28 protein-coding genes and 1 tRNA gene are annotated in these 23868 nt (G+C 35.7%); 19 read left to right on the top strand and 10 right to left on the bottom strand.

Annotation, left to right across the window (positions count from 1 at the left end; translation table 11 throughout):
* Nucleotides 1-30 precede the first annotated feature (30 nt).
* Nucleotides 31-858 carry a cation transporter gene (locus tag QXK50_07225; protein ID MEM2008938.1) on the bottom strand — a complete coding sequence of 276 codons (828 nt, stop codon included), beginning with the start codon at nt 856-858 and terminating at the stop codon, nt 31-33.
* 116 nt (nt 859-974) lie between these two features.
* On the opposite strand from QXK50_07225, the gene QXK50_07220 reads away from it, so the two are divergent.
* The 3 genes from QXK50_07220 (at nt 975) to QXK50_07210 (ending at nt 4321) form a co-directional block, all read left to right on the top strand.
* On the top strand, nt 975-1697 hold the full coding sequence (locus QXK50_07220; protein MEM2008937.1) for a purine-nucleoside phosphorylase: 723 nt from the start codon (nt 975-977) through the stop codon (nt 1695-1697).
* A 751-nt stretch (nt 1698-2448) separates the two neighbouring features.
* Nucleotides 2449-3153 (top strand): ATP-binding cassette domain-containing protein, encoded by a 705-nt coding sequence (locus tag QXK50_07215; GenBank protein ID MEM2008936.1) that lies wholly within the window; start codon nt 2449-2451, stop codon nt 3151-3153.
* The gene (locus tag QXK50_07210; protein ID MEM2008935.1) at nt 3131-4321 is read left to right on the top strand and encodes a SufD family Fe-S cluster assembly protein; all 1191 of its coding nucleotides are present in this window, start codon (nt 3131-3133) and stop codon (nt 4319-4321) included. The genes QXK50_07215 and QXK50_07210 overlap by 23 nt, the downstream gene beginning before the upstream one ends.
* Nucleotides 4322-4939: 618 nt before the next feature.
* Here QXK50_07210 and QXK50_07205 read toward each other — a convergent pair.
* Complete coding sequence (locus QXK50_07205; GenBank protein MEM2008934.1) at nt 4940-6286, bottom strand: hypothetical protein; 1347 nt, start codon at nt 6284-6286, stop codon at nt 4940-4942.
* A gap of 160 nt (nt 6287-6446) precedes the next feature.
* Between QXK50_07205 and QXK50_07200 the strand changes: the two genes are divergently transcribed.
* From QXK50_07200 to QXK50_07190, 3 genes are read left to right on the top strand one after another with little or no spacing between them, the layout of a single operon-like run.
* Nucleotides 6447-6722: a DUF131 domain-containing protein gene (locus QXK50_07200; protein MEM2008933.1), complete on the top strand. Its 276-nt coding sequence runs from the start codon at nt 6447-6449 to the stop codon at nt 6720-6722.
* 2 nt (nt 6723-6724) lie between these two features.
* The gene (locus QXK50_07195) at nt 6725-7027 is read left to right on the top strand and encodes a hypothetical protein (protein ID MEM2008932.1); all 303 of its coding nucleotides are present in this window, start codon (nt 6725-6727) and stop codon (nt 7025-7027) included.
* Nucleotides 7028-7087: 60 nt separating this feature from the next.
* Complete coding sequence (locus tag QXK50_07190) at nt 7088-7588, top strand: flavin reductase family protein (protein MEM2008931.1); 501 nt, start codon at nt 7088-7090, stop codon at nt 7586-7588.
* Nucleotides 7589-7904: 316 nt separating this feature from the next.
* Here the strand turns inward: QXK50_07190 and QXK50_07185 are convergent, their stop codons facing one another.
* A complete protein-coding gene (locus QXK50_07185) occupies nt 7905-9188 on the bottom strand; it encodes a tRNA (N(6)-L-threonylcarbamoyladenosine(37)-C(2))-methylthiotransferase (GenBank protein ID MEM2008930.1) in 1284 nt (427 codons plus the stop codon).
* 906 nt (nt 9189-10094) lie between these two features.
* On the opposite strand from QXK50_07185, the gene QXK50_07180 reads away from it, so the two are divergent.
* From QXK50_07180 to QXK50_07150, 7 genes are all read left to right on the top strand, one after another.
* The gene (locus QXK50_07180) at nt 10095-10523 is read left to right on the top strand and encodes a translation initiation factor IF-2 subunit beta (protein MEM2008929.1); all 429 of its coding nucleotides are present in this window, start codon (nt 10095-10097) and stop codon (nt 10521-10523) included.
* Nucleotides 10524-10543: 20 nt separating this feature from the next.
* Nucleotides 10544-10858, top strand: a complete 315-nt coding sequence (locus QXK50_07175; protein MEM2008928.1) for a DUF424 family protein — start codon at nt 10544-10546, stop codon at nt 10856-10858.
* Nucleotides 10855-11718 carry an NMD3-related protein gene (locus QXK50_07170; GenBank protein ID MEM2008927.1) on the top strand — a complete coding sequence of 288 codons (864 nt, stop codon included), beginning with the start codon at nt 10855-10857 and terminating at the stop codon, nt 11716-11718. Before QXK50_07175 ends, QXK50_07170 begins: the two co-directional genes overlap by 4 nt.
* Before the next feature lie 44 nt (nt 11719-11762).
* Entirely contained in the window at nt 11763-12107 is a 345-nt protein-coding gene (locus QXK50_07165; protein MEM2008926.1) for a translation initiation factor aIF-1A, read from the top strand.
* 204 nt (nt 12108-12311) lie between these two features.
* The gene (locus QXK50_07160) at nt 12312-12929 is read left to right on the top strand and encodes a serine protein kinase RIO (GenBank protein MEM2008925.1); all 618 of its coding nucleotides are present in this window, start codon (nt 12312-12314) and stop codon (nt 12927-12929) included.
* A gap of 69 nt (nt 12930-12998) precedes the next feature.
* Nucleotides 12999-13658 carry a KH domain-containing protein gene (locus QXK50_07155; protein ID MEM2008924.1) on the top strand — a complete coding sequence of 220 codons (660 nt, stop codon included), beginning with the start codon at nt 12999-13001 and terminating at the stop codon, nt 13656-13658.
* Between the two features lie 113 nt (nt 13659-13771).
* Nucleotides 13772-13927, top strand: a tRNA-Trp gene (locus tag QXK50_07150).
* A 25-nt stretch (nt 13928-13952) separates the two neighbouring features.
* On the opposite strand, the gene QXK50_07145 is transcribed toward QXK50_07150, so the two are convergent.
* The gene (locus QXK50_07145; protein MEM2008923.1) at nt 13953-14609 is read right to left on the bottom strand and encodes a M48 family metalloprotease; all 657 of its coding nucleotides are present in this window, start codon (nt 14607-14609) and stop codon (nt 13953-13955) included.
* 165 nt (nt 14610-14774) lie between these two features.
* On the opposite strand from QXK50_07145, the gene QXK50_07140 reads away from it, so the two are divergent.
* Nucleotides 14775-15479 carry an ASCH domain-containing protein gene (locus QXK50_07140; protein MEM2008922.1) on the top strand — a complete coding sequence of 235 codons (705 nt, stop codon included), beginning with the start codon at nt 14775-14777 and terminating at the stop codon, nt 15477-15479.
* A 69-nt stretch (nt 15480-15548) separates the two neighbouring features.
* On the opposite strand, the gene QXK50_07135 is transcribed toward QXK50_07140, so the two are convergent.
* From QXK50_07135 to QXK50_07115, 5 genes are all read right to left on the bottom strand, one after another.
* Nucleotides 15549-16601: a phosphate uptake regulator PhoU gene (locus QXK50_07135; GenBank protein MEM2008921.1), complete on the bottom strand. Its 1053-nt coding sequence runs from the start codon at nt 16599-16601 to the stop codon at nt 15549-15551.
* Nucleotides 16602-16725: 124 nt separating this feature from the next.
* Nucleotides 16726-16959 carry a DUF2283 domain-containing protein gene (locus QXK50_07130; GenBank protein MEM2008920.1) on the bottom strand — a complete coding sequence of 78 codons (234 nt, stop codon included), beginning with the start codon at nt 16957-16959 and terminating at the stop codon, nt 16726-16728.
* 132 nt (nt 16960-17091) lie between these two features.
* Nucleotides 17092-17268 carry a hypothetical protein gene (locus tag QXK50_07125; protein MEM2008919.1) on the bottom strand — a complete coding sequence of 59 codons (177 nt, stop codon included), beginning with the start codon at nt 17266-17268 and terminating at the stop codon, nt 17092-17094.
* Between the two features lie 146 nt (nt 17269-17414).
* Nucleotides 17415-17642 carry a hypothetical protein gene (locus tag QXK50_07120; protein MEM2008918.1) on the bottom strand — a complete coding sequence of 76 codons (228 nt, stop codon included), beginning with the start codon at nt 17640-17642 and terminating at the stop codon, nt 17415-17417.
* Nucleotides 17620-17934: a hypothetical protein gene (locus QXK50_07115; GenBank protein ID MEM2008917.1), complete on the bottom strand. Its 315-nt coding sequence runs from the start codon at nt 17932-17934 to the stop codon at nt 17620-17622. Before QXK50_07115 ends, QXK50_07120 begins: the two co-directional genes overlap by 23 nt.
* 144 nt (nt 17935-18078) lie before the next feature.
* Between QXK50_07115 and QXK50_07110 the strand changes: the two genes are divergently transcribed.
* From QXK50_07110 to QXK50_07100, 3 genes are all read left to right on the top strand, one after another.
* A complete protein-coding gene (locus QXK50_07110) occupies nt 18079-18504 on the top strand; it encodes a single-stranded DNA-binding protein (protein ID MEM2008916.1) in 426 nt (141 codons plus the stop codon).
* A 7-nt stretch (nt 18505-18511) separates the two neighbouring features.
* Nucleotides 18512-18799 carry a PqqD family protein gene (locus QXK50_07105; GenBank protein ID MEM2008915.1) on the top strand — a complete coding sequence of 96 codons (288 nt, stop codon included), beginning with the start codon at nt 18512-18514 and terminating at the stop codon, nt 18797-18799.
* Between the two features lie 147 nt (nt 18800-18946).
* Nucleotides 18947-20677 (top strand): DUF4910 domain-containing protein, encoded by a 1731-nt coding sequence (locus QXK50_07100; GenBank protein MEM2008914.1) that lies wholly within the window; start codon nt 18947-18949, stop codon nt 20675-20677.
* A gap of 2 nt (nt 20678-20679) precedes the next feature.
* Here QXK50_07100 and QXK50_07095 read toward each other — a convergent pair whose 3' ends face one another.
* Nucleotides 20680-21429: a HesA/MoeB/ThiF family protein gene (locus QXK50_07095; protein ID MEM2008913.1), complete on the bottom strand. Its 750-nt coding sequence runs from the start codon at nt 21427-21429 to the stop codon at nt 20680-20682.
* A 129-nt stretch (nt 21430-21558) separates the two neighbouring features.
* On the opposite strand from QXK50_07095, the gene QXK50_07090 reads away from it, so the two are divergent.
* Together QXK50_07090 and QXK50_07085 are read left to right on the top strand one after the other, a co-directional pair.
* Complete coding sequence (locus tag QXK50_07090) at nt 21559-23157, top strand: serine--tRNA ligase (protein MEM2008912.1); 1599 nt, start codon at nt 21559-21561, stop codon at nt 23155-23157.
* Complete coding sequence (locus QXK50_07085) at nt 23154-23831, top strand: orotidine 5'-phosphate decarboxylase / HUMPS family protein (protein MEM2008911.1); 678 nt, start codon at nt 23154-23156, stop codon at nt 23829-23831. Before QXK50_07090 ends, QXK50_07085 begins: the two co-directional genes overlap by 4 nt.
* Nucleotides 23832-23868: the final 37 nt, after the last annotated feature.

Below are 23868 nucleotides of genomic sequence, written 5' to 3'. Positions count from 1 at the left end.
TCATCAACTAGCGAAAAATAATGAAGACAATTATGTTTTTTGTTCTTCTGGTTCTATATGTATGGACACATCTATACCGCTCCTCTTAAGCTCTTTCTCGACAGTATCAACAATGCTGTGAGCTTCTTCAACCAATGTTCCTGAAGAGATTTTTATGACTACATCTCCGTGATATACATTCTCTATAACCTTTCTAAGTCTAATCCTATCAACGTTTAGACCATATCTCTTTACAGTTTCAGAAACCATTTCTACAACATCATGTGAAACAGTATCACTCACAACTTCTACAACTTCTCTAAAGTTTTTCACAAGCTCTATAAAGAGATACAGTGTCAATCCCACAGATCCCGCTAAATCCACCATATAGCTAATTGCTATACCGCCTAACGATGATACTATCGATACAGCACTCTCAATTAACTCTATAGCTGTAAATCCTGCATAACCTACAACAATAGGATGGGCTCTCTTAGAGATAAATATAGCCAGTCCATAGGGGATAAGAGCTAATGTAGCATAGATAGGAGATTCATAGCCTACTCTATATTCTTTGCCAAGCGTACTAATTATATCCAGCATAACTAATCCTGCAACAAAAGAGTACAGCATGAGCATAGATATCGGTCCTCCAAGAGTTATGCGGTGGTGTCCATAGTGATGATCTTTATCGGGAGGGATCATTCCTGCCTTAAAGAATTTGAGTATAAGGATTATAGCTAGAGTATTAGCTATAGACGTCATTGCATCAACAAACACAGATTTAGACCCACCTACAACACTTCCATATATTTTTAGAGACCCACCTACAACACTTAATACTATCAATACGGCTATGGTATTCCCAACTTTTTTCATAACCATTCACGAAAAATTTGATTTCTAGTCAATATAAGTATTCTTTAAGATATTCTTTAGTTAAACACCATAGAACATATATACTCTACCTCATTCATAGATTCTGGGATCGATAAATGATGGGACCCATACATATAAAGGCAAAGAAAGGTGAAGTAGCTGAAAGAGTTATTGTTGCTGGCGATCCAGCTAGAGTAGAACAAGTTGCATCAATTCTAGATAATCCTGTTCTCGTTAATAGAAACAGAGGCTTACTAGTCTATACAGGCAACTACAAGGGTATACCAATATCTGTTGCAATGCATGGTGTAGGTCATCCTTCGTCAATGCTAGTTATAGAGGAACTGATAATGCTTGGCGCAAAAGCAATCATTAGATTCGGTACATGTGGAGCAATGGTGAAGGGACTCAAAATAGGTGATCTAATAATACCTACTGGAGCTGCATATCACCCAGGGGGAGCATTCTATCAATACCTAAGAGATAACGTCTGTATGGCTTGTTCTCCACATTACGAGATACTTAAAGCTCTTGTTGAAGAAACTGAAAAAGCAGCTGTAAAATACGCTATAGGCCCTATAGTAAGTAGCGATGCATTCTATGCAGAAGACCCAGAATTCGTTAAGAGATGGAGCAGTAGAGGTATAATAGCTGTAGAAATGGAGTGTGCAGGTCTATTCATGCTAGGCGCTATGAGGGGCATGAAAACAGGCGCTCTACTACTTGTAAGTGATTCACTTGTAGAAGAATTAGGATTTGCAACAGCAGAAGAATTAAAATACTATGTAGATAGAGCATCAAGAATAGTACTTGAGGCATTAATAAAGGTTAAAGTATGAATCAAACCTCTAGATCATTACTAAAACATTCATATACTCTATCAACTAATTTTTATCTAGAAACAACAATAGAGGTCTCTCATGAGCGAAATTCTATAGCTGATACCTCCAGATGATGTGAATCTTAAGTATATCTTTTAAGTATATCTTATAGATATATTAAAAATTGCTATACATCCATGTTAATTCTTATCTTATTGAAATTCATCGACAGTAATTAATTATTAACAGTATTAAGAGTGATGTGATCACTAAAGCGATTCATTCAGTAATTAGTAATACAAGATTGTGGTCTTCTACCCATTTAGATCTTGTGTATAGAACATAGATAGTGGAGCATTAGCATTAATATTTATCTCATTCGGTCGGTATCATATGTAAAGTTGGTTAGTAACATTGATCGCTTAGCTTTTGCATATTATCTGTATCATTTGATTTAAGTAGCACTATATACAGAAATTGAAAATTAGCAATGAATTCAATTTATCTTCGTATAGACACATCTTATTAGTCTTCATATACTGATTTAAATAGTGTTAGAGTGTTTAAGAAGATAGCCTTAGTGAATTTGTTGAAATATAGAGGATATTTCTATATAATGTTAGGAGGTACTGATGTTGAGGATCTATATATCGTTCTCTTGAGGTTTTTGTTTTCTTTTACATTTCAGACTTTAACATCTATTAAAAAGTTCATAGACTATACACTTATAGTCTGCTAGATCATAACCTCTACTAAGATGGTGTTAGCTATGGAGGTACTGAAAATTGATAATCTTAGCGTAGTTGTTGGTGGAAGATTTGTTGTTAAAGATGTCTCTCTAACTATAGATAGAAATGAAATTGTGTTTCTCTTAGGACCTAATGGAGCTGGTAAATCATCTCTTCTTAAGGCTTTGATAGGATATCCAGGTTATACAATTGTTTCAGGGAGACTTTATTTTGATTCAGAAGATATAACTGATTCATCTATGGAGGTTAGGGTTAGTAAAGGTCTTGCTCTTGCTCATCAGATACCACCTAAATTACTTGGAGTTAAGGCTAGAAGTCTTTTAGAAGCTCTTTGTAGAAGAACGGGTTGTGATGTATATGAGATAGCTAATGAGTTAGGCATAATACATCTTCTGGATAGAGAGTTTGGTAAAGGATTTTCTGGTGGTGAGTTAAAGAGAATCGAAATGTCTATGCTATTAGCTCAGAAACCGAAGCTAGCTCTCATAGATGAGCCAGATAGTGGTGTAGATGTAGATTCTATAGCTGTTATAGCTAAAGCCATTAAGAGGATTATAGATATTTCGCCATACAAGTCAATAGTTATAGTTACTCATTCAGCATTGATATCTAAGTATATAGAGCCTACAAAGGTATGTATACTCATTTCAGGTAATGTAAAGGTTTGTGGTGGTAGGGAACTTATAGATGAGGTGTTTAGTCATGGGTTTAGAGAACTGGCTTAAAATTATTGAGTCAAGAGCGAGAGAAGGCTTAGCATTATCATCGCCTTACGGTATAGATATTGATATATCTCAATTCATAAACTATTCTAGAGAAGGTTCTACAGCTATAGATGAATCGAAAGTTAGAGAAGTAGGTGTAGATCTATCTGCTAAAGCTATCTATACTCAAGTAGATCAAACATACTTTAGATATCTAAGTAAGATACCTGGTGTAGAGGTTATGAGGCTTGAGGACTTTATAGAATCTAGACCAGATGAAGCAAAAGAATATGTATGGAGATTAATTGATCCGGGGAAGGATAAATATACTGCTTTAGCTGCATTAAAGGGTAGAGGAGGATATTTTATAAAGATTAAGAGTGGTACCAAAGTTACTGAACCGGTAATGGCATGCCTATTCATGAGCATAGGCGGTATACAGGCACCACACAATATAGTCATAGTTGAGAAAAATGCTGAAGCAACTGTCTATACTGGATGCACAATAGCTCCAGAATCTTTTGGTCTCCACATAGGTATATCTGAATTCTATGTCGAAGAGAATGCCACTCTACGATTCGTTATGGTACATTCATGGAATAGGGTAGCTCATGTGAGGCCTAGAACAGCTGTACAAGTAAAACGTGGAGGTAGATACATATCCTATTACGTGAATATAGGTAAAGTTAAGTCTATCCAAACATATCCCATAGTTACTCTAGAAAGTAATGCGTACACCTATCTAGCTTCCATAGTTCTTGGACTAGATGATGCACACATAGACGTTGGTAGTGGTATCAACATAGAAGGTGAAGACGCTGTAGCAGAAATAGTCTCCAGGTCTCTAGCAAGAGATAATTCTAAAATTATTGCCAGAGCATCTATAATAGGTAGATCTGGTAAAGGACATATAGACTGTCGAGGGCTTATGCTCTCAGATAAAGCATACATATACACAGTACCAGAACTAGGCGCTCTATCACCAAATACCATACTAACACATGAAGCATCTATAGGTAGACTGGCTGAAGAAGAGATCAACTACCTTATCGGTAGAGGATTCTCGAGAGAAGAAGCTGTAGGTATACTGCTAAGAGGCTTCATAAGCATAGATATAAAAGACATACCCCCACAAATAAAGAACTACATAGAAACAATAGAGAAACTTACTGTTGAAAAAGCCATGTAGATAGCTTTCCAAACTACTCCTAACTTAAGAAAGACTATAATTAGCTCTTTAATTAAGCATCATAGACAATGCCAATAACATATTGTTGTCAAACTAGATGCTAAAGCTTTGATACATTAATTTATTTAAACGTTGAAAACATATTCATTTAGTGTCTAGACCATACTATTAATTCTTATTAATTCTTGAGAGCTCAATCTATACCTCAAATCAATAACTATTTAGACACAAAATGTACACTAAATGGTTAGGCACTGTCCTAAAGGGCAAATGTATTGCCAACCACCCCAAGAAACATTATCCTATCTCCATATCTCCCATGTCCTTCCACCAATAGTTACTTCACTAATTTTTCTTCCTGCTGGATTAAGGTTCTGAATGTTTTCACAAAGAACTTATATCAACTTAGCAAATTTCATTAAGTCAACTAATTATCAAGACACTTTATTTTCTTACAATTCTATATACATACTAAACATTCAGCTTCATCAAATCTTATTCATTATTTAGTAAATAGTGACTAGATTCATTAAACAAATATAGTTTGTGATTCATTAAGATCTATATCAGCTACCTCTGGTCCAAACTACACAGAATACAAGTTAAAAAATGGCTTTGTTATGTGGTTGAAGCTTCTTTCCAAGCTGTCTTTGCGAAGTAGAATACTATAGGTATTAATACTACTGCAAAAGCTATAGCTATACCCCATCCAACTGTTCTTAGAACTTCTGATGCTCCTGGTATCTGCAACAATATTGCTGACATACCTACGTACGCAAATACTAACGCTATAGTGACTCCTACTACTGGTACTAGTTTTTCATAGGCTGGATGTACTTCTTTGAGCATTCTTGTTAGAACATCTACAACCATTATGCCTATGACTAGCACTATTGAACCCATAATTAATGCATATACTAGGTTTCCAAGAAGTCCAAGTATGTTTAGAGCTATGGTAACTAGTACTGCTACTAATCCTATAGCTATAAGGTTTTCAGCTAGATGTGCCAATGGCTCGAATTTCTCTTTGGCTACGGCTCTAAACAATCTACCTATGTATTTGGCCAGTATCACTACTAAAGCCAAACCTAGAGTCAGTAATGCTGCTGTAGCTAGAATTCTAGGTAAATAGAATGCTGCTGTAGACAGAATATCTCCAACAAGACCTGTTGCCCCTATCATACCTAAGCCTACAGCAATCGCTATAACTATTACTGTTGCTTTAACAAGACCTGCTACAAGTGATGGTGTCTCTATACCTGCATCTTTAAGTGCTTTGCCTACATCTGTTTCCTCGAGAGGTTTAGATACAGATTCCACGATACTTTTAACAAATTTTCCAACAATATCGGCAATAATGTAGCCTATAACAACTATAATACCGGCCATAATTCCTGATGGTAGAGCTGTTGTTAAGGTGGTTAGTAGATTTGGTGTAGCAAACATAATCGATATAGCAATTCCAAAGACGAACAGTATTAGGATTACTGATAGAGCTGTTGAAGTAAGATTCTCGAAAACTTCGTGCTTATCTCTTAGAGGTAGAGCTACAAGTTTAGCTAAATATTCTGCACCAAGTACTGCTAGAGGTATACCTATCGATAATACGACAAATCCTCCAAGAACATTAATAACAATTATTATAAACGTTCTTATAAACTCTCCACCAGGAAGTCCAGCAGCGTCTATAGCGAACATAATCGATATCGCTACAATAAGTACGAATATAAATGTGCCTATGAGGCGACCTAAATCAATACCAGCTTCCTTAAGCCTTATTCCTACAGCTGTTCTCTCTAGAAATCTTCCTAGAACTCTATTAAATAGTAACCTGATTGCTCCTTTAACAACAACACCAATTCCATAACCAATTAATATGATTACTAGTGCAAGAACAACTGAGGGTATAGCTGCAATAATCTGTGTAGCTACTCTAGTTAACTCATCTACTAATCTCTCTATCATATCCCTACCCCTATACCTATACTGCATCACTACCTATTTAAATATTTTATAGTAGCAGCTACATTAATTTAATCAAGTATAAGAAATTCAAGAACATTTAGAGCTTATTATCTAGAGCTTATTAGCGGTCAGTGCCTTCGATAAACTCGGGTGAAATATGGTGAGTCTACTAGAGATCACAATTATGCTAATTGTTGTAGCCTTTGCATTAATATTTATAGGTGTGGCTCTTTTGATTGTAGATGGCTTGAAGAATTCTGAGAAGGATAGTAAAGTTAAGGGCGGAGGGGTTATAGTTATAGGCCCTATACCGATAGTTATTGGAACTAGTGAGAAAGCATCCAAAGTTTTAATCATACTTGCAATAATTTTAACACTCGTAACATTGATTACTTTTCTTATTACAACTGGATTAATTAGGATAAGAGGTCCATAGATATGAAGTTAATTACACTAAGTTTCATACTTATAGTACTGGGATTCCTTATAGCCATGGTTGCTACATTAATACCACTATTTATCGCCATCCCCAATAATTCGAGAATCGATATTAATGTAGGTGGATGTATACTTGTATCCTTTGTTCCCATATGTTTTGGCTATGGTACAACACCTCTACATCTAATAATGATTATGCTGCTACTCGTTATAGTCATCGTGTTAATAACCATAGATTTGAACATATTTATTAGAATGAAGAATACCCTTAATAGAATGTACGAAGAGAAGGAATTCGTATAATGCATGAACCAAAACAATACTTATTTTTGTGTCTAAAGTGCTAGCTATAGGTGCACATGTATGATTGAATTAGATCCTCTTGAAGCATTAGATCTAATACCACACCCATTAACAATAGTTACTGCTGGAGATCCCGAGAAATCGGGTAAGAGAGGTGGCATGACAGCTGCATGGGTTTCCAGAGTTTCCTGGAATCCACCTCTGATAGCAGTCTCAATGACTAGATCACGATACACATACCAACTCATAAAGGAGTACAAAGCATTTGTTGTTCATGTAGTCTCTAAGAGATTTGAAAAGATGGCATTAGAGATATTTGGAGGTTTGAGTGGTAGAAATAGAGATAAGTTTGAGTTAGCTGGCATACAGCCAATTAAAGCAGAAAAAGTAGTTGCACCAATAATTCCAGGTACACCTCTATCAATAGAATGTATATTTGTGACAGAGCATGTTGCTGGAGACCATGTAATAGTTATTGGTGAAGTAGTTAAAGGTCATAAAGGTTCTGAAGAACCATTACTAGTCTGGATGAATGGATCAAGTTATGAAATAAAGATGTAAGAACCATCTATACTTTGTATACATTTTTATATACAATGATATCTATAATCTCTGCGCCATACCTATAGCTAACTTCGTTATTTAAAGTAGAAATTATGAGATGGATAATAATGCTGTTAGAGAGTTTTAGCTATTTATATTTTATGATATTCATATGAAGAGTAATAGAAGATATCATATATATCCTAATCTAGCGATATAAGACGACTAATCAATTTTTAAGCCCTCCCTGATGCACCTATACTAAACTTTAGAACCTATGAATCTATACAGTAGGTATAATATATTTGTCTCCTTATGTCTTTAGGTTATAGATCTAGATATACCCTACAACTTTTCCTCTAAGGTCATAAAAAGTTGCATCAACTATTTCTGCATAAGCTCTCTTACCTAGAGCTTCTACACCAACATCTAATACAACAGGCTTGTAGTTGTATAATCTCCCTATAGCTTTCCCTCTATTTGTATCGATTTCTGTTATCCAGATTTTGGCCATAGAGCCTACATACTCCTTGTTTACATCTAGTGCTATAGCTTCATATATTTTCTCTAGATAGCTGCTTCGGCTCTTCTTTATAGGGTCTGGTATCTGTGGCATTAATGCTGATAGGGTTTGGGGTCTAGGGGAGAAGCGAGCTATATGAACGCGATCTATATAGTTTTCAACTATAAGTTTAATGCTTTCTGTAAAAGCTTCTTCATCTTCACCTGGATGACCAACGATAATATCTGTGGCTATCTGTATACCTTCTATCTTTTTCTTAAGCTCTTTAACTACTTCTAGAAAAAGTTCTATATTGTGTTTTCTATTCATATATCGTAGAATCTTGTTGCTTCCACTTTGAACAGGTATATGGAGATGTTTATAGACTTTGGGATTCTTTATGATAGCTATAAGATCGTCTAAGAAGTTCACAATGTGTCGAGGATTCATTTGACCTAACCTAATTACATATTCTCTACTATCTATGTTTAGTAGTTCATTTAGAAGGTCTGGTAATGCGTATCTACTGTATATATCATAGCCATAGACAGCTAGGTCTTGTGCTGTTATCTCGATCTCGATAGCTCCTTTCTCTAGAGCTTTCTTGAAAGCAGATACAACCTTCTCTATGGGAGCACTTCTCAAATGAGGTCTAGCTATCTTTACTACACAGAAAGAACATTCATCAAGACAGCCTTCGGCTACAGGTATTGTTGCTTTTATACCTTCAACTATATCCGGTAGAACTTGGAATGACTTATACTCGTCGAACAGACTTACAGGCTGTTGAGATTCTATGGCTTCTATAACTCTATTGATGCTTTGAGGAGCTATAAACGAAATTGACTGGCCTAGTGATCTTATTCTATATGGATAGACTTTGGTAATGCATCCAGCAACAATAAGCTTTTTACCTAGTTTCAACAGCTGATCAATTCTTTTAAACATTTTAACCTCAGTATCATACCTAACAACACAAGTATTCACTATGAGGATATCCGCTTCCTCAGGAGTATCAACAATCTCGTACCCCTTCTCGATTAAGATAGTCTTCATAATTAGAGAATCTGCCTTATTTACTGCACAACCATATGTCTCTACATAGATCTTTACCATATCGTTTAAGACCTCAAGCTGTAGCCTCGTGTAGCTGTTTTGAGCTTCATATAGGTTTATATCGCTTTTTGCAACTCTTCTGCTACGATTAATGCATAGACCCTCTTTTTGTGTAGCTGTTCTATCTCTTCTCTTTACCTTTTAGTGAGTAGAGAACACAACCTCTTCTCCTATACTTTTCCTATACTTTATAACGCTACACCTAACGAACTCTATTCTAGCTATATATTCATCTATACTATTGATAGAGAGAAAATACTCTAACTATTCATATTCAGTTGGGAAATGATTAAGCTTAAATACCTTGAAATATTCTTTGGAAAGATACTGATACACAAGATATTGATTGAGAGGATTCTAGAACTATGCAATAAACTATGTACATGAGGTAGGTGATGGGATCATAGAGCCGGTCAATGAACATAACTCAACTATAGTTCTCAAAAACCTATACAAACTCAAGAAGAATGTAAAGAAGAATAAAATATTCAACAAAATTATCCCTACAGTTCTACAGAGAGATGTAGTTCACCATAAGATACAAAACGATACAAAACACTTGAGAGAGGCTTTAGAATCATACGTTAACCTTATGAGAACATCATCAACGTATCCAGGTCTAGAAACAAGCTAGAAGATAACAGTAATAGAGTACTGAAATACATTAAATGCAAATTCACAGGAGATAGAGATGTAACTGTATGTATCAGTATTATTCCATAGGTACACCAGGATATGGGGACTAGGGATACCCCTAAATACCTCCAAAAATGATGCAAACCTAAGACCAATACAGGAGAAACGATATGAGACAATGAAACTAACCAATATAAATCTATATAAAAGCTGAATCCATATCAAGTTATAAGCAGTATAAATCTATATGAGGTTAGGGATAGAATATTGGTGGACAATGAGCTTAAGATACTCAACGACTACGACTACATGCTAGATAGAGCGTATAGTCTACTACCAGCTAAGAAATCTAGTAGAGCCTACGATATACCATTTCCTGAAGTAGATTATATAGGAGATCATACGGTTATCAAAAACTTCAACCATATATGTGAGAGACTAAGAAGAGATCCTAGGATAGTAATGAGGTATATGCTCAAAGAGCTTGGTAAACCCGGTGGTCTTGATGATAGAAATGTATTGACAATATACAGCTCTATAAAGACTCAGAGCATAAGAGAGCTCTATAACAGATTCCTTGAAACATACGTTAAATGTCCAACATGTGGTAGCTATGATACAGAACTTGGTAAGGAAGGAAAAGTGTACTATATAAAGTGTTTAGCATGTGGTGCAAAATCTTTTGTTAAGCCAATATAGCGTTTATGAAGGAGTACAGCATGGAAGGTATGTACTACGTTAAGATACACCATATAAACAACAACAGTATTGTGGCTGTATGCGATGAAGAAATCTTGGGTAAGGTTTTTAAAGAAGGTGATTTAATTCTCGATGTTTCACCAAATTTCTACAAAGGTGAAAGAGTAGATTTTGAGACAGCTCTCAAGATTATAGAGGAAGGTGAGATAGCAGTTGTGACTGGGCGTCGAATAATAAAGAAGCTTTCTCAGTTGGGGCTTGTAAACGAAGATTATGCTCTAAAAGTTGAAGATCAATTCCATATACAGATAATTAGAGAGGTATACAGAGATTGAGGAGATTCTGTTCGAAATGCGGTAAAGAAGAAGATTTGAAGACACCTATAGTAGATAACTTGTGTGTGAAATGTTATATTCAAACTAAGAAACTCTTAGAGATCCCTAAACTAATAGAAGTTACTTTGTGTAGTAGATGTGGAGCTATATCGATAGGTAGCAGATGGTTTTATCCCAATACACCATCTAAAGCAAGATATATAATTGAACAACACATAACATCGCTGGTAAAGAAGGAAACAGATGTAGATATAGAAAATCTGGATATAGAACTTGATGATATGTTAAACAAGCAGGCTAAAATTTATGTAAATATTTTGATAAAGAATATAATTAGGTATACAATAGAAAGCACTACAGAAATAAAGTGGAAGAAAGGCTTATGTCCAATATGTTTCAAGAGAGCTGGAGGTGGTTTTGAAGCTATTGTTCAACTTAGGTTCATGAACTATGAAGATCTTGTCGAGAAATTTAAGAACGAGATCTTACAGCTCTTCTACGACTACATTGTGGAAATTAGCGATGTTAAAAATGGCATCGACATAAAGATTGCTTCACGAAGTATTGCAAAGAAGATAGTAGACATAGCTTTAAGGACGTGGAGAAACGTTAGGATTGTAGAATCTTTTGGCGATGTTAGAAGAATAAGGAATGGCTCTAGACATGGTAAACAGTACATATCTATTAGAATAATCAACCCTAGAGAAGGTGACTATATAGTTTTGGATGGAAAGGCCTATACAGTTGACAAGGTACATGAGAACGGTATAGATGTTGTTGATAGTGATGGAGAAAAGATTTTTGTGTCTCTAGATAAGCTACTGAACATGTATAACAAGATGAAGAAAAGAGCTAGATAAACATATTGAAAAGCAATAAGTTAATAAAGTAGTAACATAAAGTAATTAGATGCAAAGGTGAGGAATTTATAGTAAAGAGAAAGCAAACTGAACCACTACAAAAAGACGTTATGTTGCCTAGTGAAGGTCAGACTATTTGTGTGGTAGAAGAGATAATAGGTGCTGACTACACAAAGGTTAGGTGTTCTGATGGTGTAACAAGAATATGTAGAATACCGGGTAGATTCAGAAGAAGGGCATGGCTATCTGAAGGAGATGTTGTTCTTGTAGCACCTTGGGATTTCCAGCCGAATAAGGGAGATATATTACATAGGTACGAAAAAGATGAGATTAGGAAACTTATAAATATGAATGTAGTGGCAAAAGAGTTTATAGAGGGGAGTCAATAGCTGGTCCAAAAAGACAGTATTGATAGTGAAGTTGATAGAGAGATCAAGAAGGAATTCAGAGAACCTAGATTAAGAGATAAAGACCTTTTTGAAGTTGTTGAAGAAGTTTTCGATAGACAAACTATCCTTGCTATTCTAGACCTTAGAAGGAGGAAATGTATAAAGACATTAAAAGGTGTTGTTGCTAGTGGTAAGGAAGCTAGGGTGTATTGGGCCAAAGGATTTGATGGATCTGATCTTGCTGTAAAGATATACCTTACAGCAACAGCTGAATTCAGAAAAGGTATCTGGAAGTACATACATGGCGATCCAAGATATGAATGGGTAGCTTCACTACCTTCACATAAACTCATGGCTGTTTGGGCTAGAAAAGAGTTTGCAAATCTCAAGAGGATATATGATGTAGGTGTAAGTGTTCCTAAACCTTTGTGTGTCAATAAAAATGTCTTGGTCATGAAGTTTATAGGCGAGAATGGTGCAAGAGCACCACTTCTTAAGGAGCTTCACGAAAATGGTGAGCTTTGTGAAGAAATTGCTGAAAAGATTTTTGATAAAGTTCTATACTTCATTTACAAGCTTTACTGGGAGGCAAGACTCGTTCATGGTGATATGAGTGAATACAATATCATGGTGTTTGTGGGTGAACCATATATAATAGATGTAAGTCAAGCTGTTAAAGTTGATCATCCTAATGCTACCCAGTTTCTATATAGAGATATACATAATATTGTGAGATTCTTTAACAATGAAGTTGGTATAAATGTTCCTCCAGCTAAAGATATATTTGACTTGATTATAGAGAAAAAGCTTAATCAAGACTAGTTACGGTAAGTAGTAACAGTTAATTAAGCTTAATATCTCGTGAAGCTCTTATACCTGGGTGGAACAAAAATGACTGAGGAGTTGAACAAAGGTCCAAGAAAGTCTACAACTAAGGTTCAAATCGGTAGTTTTAATGTTTCGAAAAGAAACGTGATTATTGGTATGACCAAGCTATATACCACAATACCTTTCGATCGAGTAGGTATTGTTATAGGTAAGAATGGAGAGATCATCAAAAAAATCATGGAACTCACAAGAACTAAGATAACTGTTGATGAAACCAATGGTGTAGCCGTAATAGAGCCTGCATCACCCCAGACAACACCCTACGATCTTATGAAGGCTCAAGACGTTATAAGAGCTATAGGCTATGGATTTTCTCCAGAGAAAGCATTTAAGCTACTTGATGAAGATAATGTTCTTATAGTTATAGACCTTACTCAATACGTTAAAGACTCTGAAAACCATTTAACAAGGGTTAAGGGTAGGATAATAGGTGAAGAAGGTAAAGCACGAAAAAATATAGAGGAGATGACCGATACGTATATATCTGTTTATGGAGAAACAGTAGCAATTATAGGAAACTATGAAAATGCTAATATTGCACGTGAAGCTATAATGATGCTTATTGAGGGTAGACAACACTCAACAGTATATAGACACATAGATAAACTTATGAAACAGATCAGAAGGACTCGTGCAACAAACATATGGGTAAAAGAACTGTGATTGTTATCCTTTGTAGATAGCCGAATCCTCATCATGAATATTCATCTTGTAGTACTATAAACCTTTAAAACCTCTAGAGATATACAGAATTCTGTGTATTGATGATAGCTAGCGGGCCCGTAGCTCAGCTAGGTAGAGCGGCGGACCATGTAGAAAGGCCGAAGCTCCAGCAGCTACGGGTCTTATGACCGTAAGGGATGAAATAATGCTGGAGCGTTGAATATATCGGAGAGACCCGTAGGTCGGGGGTTCGAATCCCCCCGGGCCCACTACACACGTGCTATATATGCCACATCACACATGTTTGGTAAATGTTTCAATAATTCTATTTATTCTTTCTTCTACATATGGATGAGATCTGAATATATTCATAAGGTTTTTTCTAGATGGTTCTACGTCAAATATTTTCAATTTTTTAAGCATATTTATATATATAGCTGGATCTCTAAAAGCCTCCACTGCTACAAGATCTGCTTCAAACTCAAATCTCCTTGTTAGATACCTGATAATAGATAACATAACAATGTACGCAGTACAAGTCATTAGCACCAGTAGCAATATTGCAATCAGTTCATTCTCTATGTTCAGGAATATTAAAGACGTGGGCAACATCATTAGTATCAATATTAATAATGCTACCGTTAGTAACTTGACCTGGTGTTTCTGCTTACAGTGTGCATATTCGTGAAGAAATACTGCTTTAAGTTCCTCAGCGCTCATTAATTCTAATAAAGTTTGTGTTAATACAATGGTTCTACACCTGAGTCCGACAACAGCTGCATTAATTAGAGGAAATTTCTCAGAAATCTTGATTTTCTCGAAAGGTCTGACATTTAAGGTAGAGGCTACCTCTATTGATATGTTGCTCAGTACCGGGTTCTTTACCTCATATGAGTAGAGCCACCAAACTCTTAACAGTATTTTTTCGATGTTATTCATAAGCTTCTTCATTTAAGCATCGTATTCAGTTTAGTATAAGCATCTACATAATAAAGCTTAAAGCTCATTCTGTTACTGGAGATTGTACATAGTGTGGTATCTTGTGTACGATAATCAGTTTACGATTTACCGCAGTCACTTATAATGATGCAATAATATTGATGAAGTGGTGTGGCTATGAGAAAGATATTTATCAGAAGGTACCTAATGATTAAAGGATACTTTGCTCAGCTAATTCTTGATGGTCTTAAAACTACAACCATTAGATTGGGTAAAGTTGTACCTAGGCTTAGGACTGTTATAATACATAGCGATGGTAAACCTATAGCTGAAGCCCTAATAAAGAATGTTACGTATAAGAAGGTACGTGAACTTACAGATGAAGATGCTAAACGCGATGGCTATAATTCTATTGAGGAACTTCTTAACGATCTAAGAGATATCTATGGTCGTGATATACATCAAGAGGATGTGGTATCCATAATAGAGTTTGAGATCACCAAGAAGTTTAGCGATATAAATCCCGAGGATATTTATTTGGGTTTTTCTCCCCATACCATAGCTATCTTAGCTAATAGATATCTAAGAGATGTTCTCGATGAGGAAGAGAAAAGAATTGTAGAGCATATCCTTAGATACAGAAGCATTAGAACAACATCACTCAAGCTATTTGGATCTCTTGAAAAGAGATGGATTATAAGAAAGACTCTAAGGAAACTATTAGCTAAACTACTAGACAGAAAAGTAATAAATGTTGACGATAAAACTATCGAGAAGCTAGCAGAAATATCGACATTTTGGAGAAGATATCTTGTGGAAAAGAAAAACAGATATAGTTCTGAACAGAATAGTGATTTTGGTGGAGGTAATGGTTCAAAGTAAAGAAAAAGATGAAAAACCTAAGAAAAAATCCAGGAACTCTAGCACTCCTCGAGATACATTCTGTTAGCATTAGCCGCTATCTGACACTAGATTAACTACGTTGCCCTGCTTACCTACAACTATATCAAAAATCATTTCTGTAGCTGCTTGAAGATTATAGCATATCAATTGTAACCTCTCGAAGAATGCTTTTGCGTTAAGGTAATCATCTATAGACTTGTATTTGGGTATGACATCCATCTCCATTCGAGCTATAAATTTTGAAGATTCTTGAGCTAAATCTATCGCCCTACTAGCAACATACACATTGTTCTTCGTCATCGTATCCAGTATTATGTCTAGTAGGTACTGTATATGCATATTGAGTTCATCGAGTTTATCCTCGATAAACATTTTTACTACATTCATTAAGTGTGGCTTATCTATGAATATCGATGATGCTTGTGTTAGTGCATCTCCTACATCTTCTAACGCTTTTATCAACGCTCTATATTCTGTAATGAAAGGTGTTGATCCTAGCAAGCTCAACACATATACATATCTTATGGCTAGTGCATAAACACGATCCATCTCTACCTCTAGTTCCGTTATTTCCTTCAGATGATCCACACTACTATTCTTTATCGAGAGCGTTAGAAAGTTGAACATATTCTTTAGCGTAGATATTACTCTAGAGACAAGTGCATCAAGACTATACCTATTTATATCAACAAATATCTGTATAGCAACCCTTCCAGGTGTTTGATCAACTATTTCAGAACCTATCAATAATCTAACAAGTGATCTTATAGCCTGCATATGAGATGGTGAAAGTATCCCTTCGGAATTCTCTACAATAATTCTATCGTATCCAGCTATATATGATGCATAAAGAGATCTTAGAAGAATATCTTCAGGAGTTGTTTGAGAAACAATGAGTCTGACCTCCTTACCTTTAGCCTTCTGTTCTAGAATACTCTGCGGAATTATAATGAGAGAACCATCTTCTTTAGATTCAAGTCTAACCATATCCGAAGGCTTGAGATTCACAAATTTAACCCATTCAGCTGGAAGAGATATCATCAATGTTGATTTTCCGAACTTCTGAACCCTTCTTGTTTCAACAATTTTAGTGCTGTTCATACAACCCAATACCTATAGCTAATCTAGGTTGTTAAGGTTTAAAAATGTTAATAGTTTATATGACATTTCACATATTTTTTAACAGATTCAGAAGATAGATAACACTATGAAGAAACGTTAAAGTCTAGCCATACCTCATTACATTTGGTATAGAGAACCCTATAACAGCTCCTTTTTTTAATTGAACTATAACTCCATTTTCAAGTAATACAACTTCATCAGCTTCTTCATCAGATAAGGTTACATGTAGAGTATCTGTAGCTCCATCGTACACTATGAATGCCTGTCCTAATTTGTTTAGATCTATAGATGCTTTTTTCTCACTTACAGACATACTTGTAGATTCTTTATCATCCATCTATATCACCACAACACCTACTTTAACGATAACAAGTTTAGGTTACATATATAAGTTTCCTCAACATAGCATTAATCATTAAAGTCATACCATTATCTAGAGTACAATAACCATACAGAATCCGAGAGATACTCACATACCTCTGCACCTACACCACATAACATCTATACACACATTCCTTCCGCTATACGAATCTATTCTAAATATTCTGTAAATATCATCGCACCTACTTCCTATAACAGCGTTTTCAAGCAATTTCTCGAGAACATCATTAACGACCTCGATGAATCTTTTGATATCCTCATTCAATGTCATGGACACCTTAAAGCCCAATCTTTATATTACATTTCTTTATGCATGCATAGATCGAAACGATATCTCTAGAAACAGACAAAGGTTCGATACAAGTTGCATCAACAATTTTAGCCACATGCTTGAAATATTCTTAAATTACATTATTGTTTTGAAATCCTTGTAACTCTCAAAATATTTAGAATAGATCTAGATACATCAGCTATGTTCTCTAGATCTTCACGACTCTTTTTAGCTCTTATAAACATTAGTGATTTAGTTGCATCTCTTATTTTCCAATACTTGTGAAGTATTCGAGCTAGAGCTAAGTCAATGTATTTAAATGGTGCATGTATTTCTGTATTAAGATTAAGTCCTATAAAAGATTTCAAAAACTATCAATATCTTCTCAAAGTCTCTACCTATTACGTAACCTTCTTTCTCATGCAAATTAAATGAGTAGTAAACTATATTACATCTACCTTGAAGAGATATGGAAAGGTTCTCCTTAGCATCAATAGGGGCAAGTATTTTATATTCATTAGTGGTCCATCTATATGCAATTATTGTGTCATATTGATTTGCATCAACTTTAGCTATAAAGAGTACATTTGGTGCAACCATAATCACTATGCAGTCAGAATCTGTAGCGTTAGCTAAAGATCTTAAAGTCTCTATACGCATACTAAAAATCCATAGTTACTGAAAACACAAAACTGTTTACTCCATAAGTTATTCAATTCCTCTAACCATCGAATCTCTCACAGCATATATATTTATAAACTTCCAGAACAAAGAGAAATCAACCAAATCTTCGGTTCGATTTGAATGTCAGAAAAAACAAAGATAATAAACCTTAAACCAGGAATGGAGAACGTAAATGTTGAAGTAAGGGTTCTGGAAAATCTTGGTGTAAGAACAATCAATACGAAAGCTGGTGTAAGAACTCTTGGAGAATATATTGTTGGTGACGAAAGTGGTAGAGTGAAGCTAGTTTTATGGGGTGCGAAAGCAGCATCTCTTGCTTCTGGAGACACTGTGTCTATAAGGAATGCCTGGGTAACGTCATTCAAAGGAGAAGTACAACTTAACGCTGGTAAGAACAGTAGTATAGATAAGGTTCCAGATGAAAATCTTCCTCCAGCAGAGTCTATACCTGAAGATGCGCCTAAATCTTCTGAAGGTTATCAACCTGAAAGAAGATCTTTTAGAAGAGGAGAAGGAAGAGGACGTGGTGGTAGAAGGTTTAGGTGAATAGGTCATGGATGAAGAATCAAAACCTAGATGGAATGAAATGTATAGGAAGAAGGGTGTTGAAGTAGGAGTAGATAAAGATGAGTTTATAGTTGCTGTAAATGAAGAGAAGGCATATGCATTAGCACCTATCGTGTATTACATATGGTCGCATTGCGATGGAGAAACAAGTATTGGTCACATAGTTGAAGACATAATGACTAATGTTGAAGGACTAGATATAGATACCGTATATAATGCTGTTATAGATATTGTGGATAGACTTATTGAAGCTGAACTACTAGAGAAAGTATAGACATGAAATCAAATCCTTCATATACTCAAACTCTCTTTTGCTAATTTTTTATCCGATACCGATATACTATACGAGTTACTAACGGTTTATAGCTTTAGTGTATCTTCATCAATTTAGTAACTCATTTGGCAGAGGCGAGACTATATCATGGTTAACATTAGTGGTATATATAGTGCTCTAGAATCTTTCTACTCTAAACAAGAACTTCTATGGATGGCCTCATCTATATCTAGATTTCATCGAATCCAAGGAAGTAATGAGCTTGAAAAAGCTGTAGACTATGTAGCTAAGAACCTTCTTGATCTAGAGAACTTTGAGATGAGGACATATAGATTCAGTTATGGTGAACATTATGGCACTCATTACGATATCGTTGGATGGGATATAGAAGATGGATTCACATCTATAGTCAAACCAAAACATAAAATGTTAAGTAAATTCCTATCATCTAAAACAGCTGTAGTCGCTCATAGCCCTAGAGGTGACGTAGAAGCAGAAGTTGTTTATGTGGCTGATGGTCTTGATCTTAATAGGTACAGAAATGTTGATGGTAGAATAGTCTTAAGTTATGGGTCTCCATACATAGTTTATAGAACTGGTTGTAGATTCGGAGCTTCTGGATTCATATTCTTTAAGAAAGATGCTCATGAGGAAGCTGTACCATACATAGGACTCTTTCTGTCTAGAGAAGACACAGAAACATGTAGAGCGCCAGCTACATCGATATCTAGACATGCCGCTATACATATCATTAACAGTATAGAGAAGGGGTATAAAGTTATTGCAAGAATATATGTAGAATCTAGCTTTAGAGCAGAAGCATATATACCAGTACTTGAGCTATCGCTAGGTGATGGAGAAAGAGAAATTCATGCATATGCACATATATGTCATCCTGCTGGAACAGTTAACGATAATGTTAGTGGCGTAGTAGCACTTATAGAGCTCGCTAAAGCAATTAATAGAGCGCTCAATAAAGATAGTATTAGCTATCCGAGGTACAGAAAAATAGCGTTTGTTCTGTTTCCTGAATACTATGGCTCACTTCCATACCTGCTTGAAAAAACAAAATCTAGCAATATAGAATTCAGTGTAAATCTCGATATGATTGGAGAAAAACAATGGATAACGAACTCCACACTTCACTTCATATCTCCTCCCAAAATTTTATCGAACAAGTTATACGAAGGTTTGATGCTGAAGCTACTGAACTATAGCCTCTCTAAAGTCTCGACATTCTCATCATCTATAAAGACGATATCATATAGATTCGATGTAGTACCTTACGATAGTGGAAGCGATCATGATATTTATCTCCAGTTCCAAATACCATCAGTAATGATCAATCAGTGGCCAGATATCTACTATCATACAGATATGGATACTATAGATAAATTTGATCCAGATATAACCTCATATATATCGATAGCCATAGGTGTAGCCATATATGTACAATCTTCAAATCAGTTAAGCGAATCTACAAAGAAGAGTATTGAAAATATGTATACATATATTATGGAGAGTTATAGAGAATTAAAACAAGAGAAAGAGGATGTCACATCTGAGAAGTTTGAGGATCTTGAAGACACAGCTATCTATAGATATATAGCACCTAAAGGTGTTATATCTGTGAGACATCTCTATACCCACATAGGTTTTGAAGATACTTTAAACATAATGAATGATATAGAGAACAAGTTTATGTATCATCTGTTCACTAGATACATACCGTTGATTCTTTCGATAAAATCCATGAACATCTATGATATTGCTAGACATATAGAGCAAGACTATAGAAGATCAATAGCGTTCAGAGATATTAAGAAGATACTCAACTATCTCTACAGAATAGGTGCTATAGAGAAGGACCGAGAATAACCCTACATATCATGCTCTCTAACTGTTTCATCGTTCTTAAGCATTCCACATACAGGGCACTGTGTATTCCTTTTAATTTCTACAGTCCTAAACTCCATATAGAGAAGATCTACTATGAGAAGCTTGTTTAGTAATGAAGGAATTGTACCGAGAAGATATTTTATTGCTTCAGCTGCCTCAATTACACCGAGAACCCCTGGTGTCACACCTATGACTGGTATCTTCTTCTTAGGTGAGGGTTTGGGTATTATGCATGATAGACAGGGAGTTCTACCCGGTATAATTGTTGTAGCTTGACCATACCAACCAATTATACCAGCATGAACGAGAGGCTTCTTTAGCTCAACACATAACTTGTTTATTATGTATCTGGTCTCCCAATTATCGACAGCATCAATCACTATATCAACATCTTTGACTATTTCTCTACCATTAGATTCATTGAATTCTTCATCTTTGCACAATACTTCAATAGCGCTATTCAATCTCATGATTCTCTCGCATACAACATCAGCTTTCTTTCTACCTATATCGTTTTCAGTATACAGTATCTGTCTATTTAGGTCTGAAATCGATACAGCATCTCTATCAATAACGTACATCCTACCTACACCAGCAGCAACTAAATAAAGTATAGCCGGGGAACCAAGTCCACCAGCACCTACTACAGCTACACTAGAGTTAGATAGCTTCTTCTGGCCTTCGAGACCAAAAATCATGATTTGTCGATCATACCTTTCGTAAATATCCATTGGTTTCACATCAGGATCCTGTTTTACTATCCTATTGAGCATCAGATATATAACTTTACTCATCGTGTATCTTATGCATTAAGCTTATATTGCATTTATTCCTCTATTTATCTTGTAATGTGAATAGCTATGAGGATAGTAGGAACGCTTGAGATAGTATTTAGTAAAGCTCTGCCTATGGAAGCTAAGGGTGATATAGAAAAAGCTATTGAGTATCTCAATAATGACTACCTTAAGAAGGGTACAAAAGATCCAAATGAAGCAGCCAATATAGACAGTTTCGAGATTAGTGAAGATAAACTAGTCATAAAATTGAATACAGGTTCTAAGGTACGTATCGATGAAGCTTCACTCAGAATAAAAAATGTTCTTTCTTCTATACTCGGGAGAAACTATAAGATTGGTGTGAGGAATCTAAAACTTGCTGAACCCAAGATACTTCTCGATGGTATTATATCAGTATCCATATCTCTTCCATTCATAAAAAAAGTTTATTCTGAGGAAGGAAAAACTATCGTTGAACTTAACGATTTATTTGAAAGTGATCTTAAGAAACCTATATTCCTTAGACTTCTTAGACTTATAGAGGAAAAAGAAAAGAGATATAGGTGGGGTGGTAAAGCCGAACATTGGATTCTACTTAAGAAGAGCTCTACTAAGCCAGTTCTATTCTACGAAGATCCGAACAAGATTCTCGAAGAAATTGGATGGATTAAGAGAACCTCCATAGGTCAATGGATCTATACTCCACCACTTACACATCTACTTAACTCGCTTAAAGAACTATTCCTAGACGAGGTTATCAAGCCCCTGGGTTTCGAAGAAGCCGTGTTCCCGAAGATGTATCCACTTGATGTAGGTTTAAGGACAGGACATCTCAAAGGCGTTATAAACTCCATGGTTTTCGCTTCTCTACCTAAGAGCTACAATATATCTGAATTCGAACCATTAATAGACTACATGACTGTAATGGACGAGGCACCACCAAAAGAATTACAAAAATATGTAGAACCACCATCATATTTTCTATGTTTCGCTCAGTGCGAACCTTTCTACTGGTTCTTTGAGAACGAAATATTAGATGATAACCTGCTACCCGTTAAGTGGTACGATATGAGTGGACCCTCATTTAGGTGGGAAGCTGGTGGCATACACGGTATAGAGCGAGTTATAGAGTTTCATAGAATAGAAGTTGTTTGGCTTGGAAAACCTGAGCAAGTTATAGATATCAGGAATAAGCTTTTAGATAGATACGAATACTTCTTAGACAAGGTTCTAGATCTTGAGTGGAGATTCGCTTGGGTAACTCCATGGTTTTATGAACACAGTGGTATAGTTGAAGAGAAAATCGAGATAGATATAGATAGACCTGGTACAGTAGATATAGAGGTATGGCTTCCATACAGAGGTGATAGAGAAGAGAACAAGAATTGGCTAGAGGTAGGCAACATATCTATACACGGAACAAAGTTCACACAATCATTTAGAATAAAGCACAATAAGGATGAAACTCTATGGACCGGGTGCTCAGGTTTTGGAAGTGAGAGATGGCTTATAGCACTTCTAGCTCAAAAAGGTTTTGATCCATCTAGCTGGCCTAAAAAGTATCTAGAATATGTTAAGCGTAAATCATTTCCGAAATCCATATTAACGATTACTTATCCAAAAACTAAAGAAGGTAAAGAATTCCTTCAGCAGATAGACACGAGTATAGGGTATAAGAGATGAAATCTAGATTAGTTGAAGAAGCCCGTAAAAAGCCTCTTCTCCAGGTAGCTCTGGATTTCGTAGACCTAGAGGAGGCGCTGAGAGTAGCTACAAGAGTTGTTGATGCTGGCGCACATATAGTTGAGATAGGGACTCCTCTAGTTAAGACCTTTGGTTTCTTAGCTCTAGATAGAATCAAGGATGTATCCAAAAACAACTTAGTTATTGTTGACTTGAAGACTGTTGATGCAACAGAACTAGAGTTTTCAGCATACCTTAGCAAAGGTGTTGATGGTGTTACGTTACTCGGTATAGTTGATGAAGATGTTGTTCAAGATGCGCTAAATCTGTGCAGAAGGTATGGTTCAGCTCTAATAGTAGACATGATCTATACTCCCAATCCTGTCGATAAAGCACTAAGATTAGCAGAACTTGGTGTAGATGTTGTGGCTATGCATCTAGGGGTAGATGTGCAGAAGAAACGAGGTTTAACAGCTAGAGAACTACTCAAGGAAGTGGCAGAGGTGGCGGCGAGCGATGTTATTGTTATGGTTGCAGGAGGCATCAAACCTCATGAAGTGGGGATGTTCGTATCTCATGGAGCAAGAATAATAGTGATAGGTTCAGCTATAACACGAGATCCTGATCCCTATAAAGCTACTCTAGCAGCTCTAAATATACTGAAATCTCTCTAAAACCTGCGAATTGCTTCACATACGTTAAACCTAAAAT

Origin of the sequence: Ignisphaera sp. (assembly GCA_038831005.1) — an archaeon.
Taxonomy (GTDB): domain Archaea; phylum Thermoproteota; class Thermoprotei_A; order Sulfolobales; family Ignisphaeraceae; genus Ignisphaera.
Note: the sequence above shows the minus strand (reverse complement) of the source record. Positions and strands in the feature narration are given on the sequence as shown.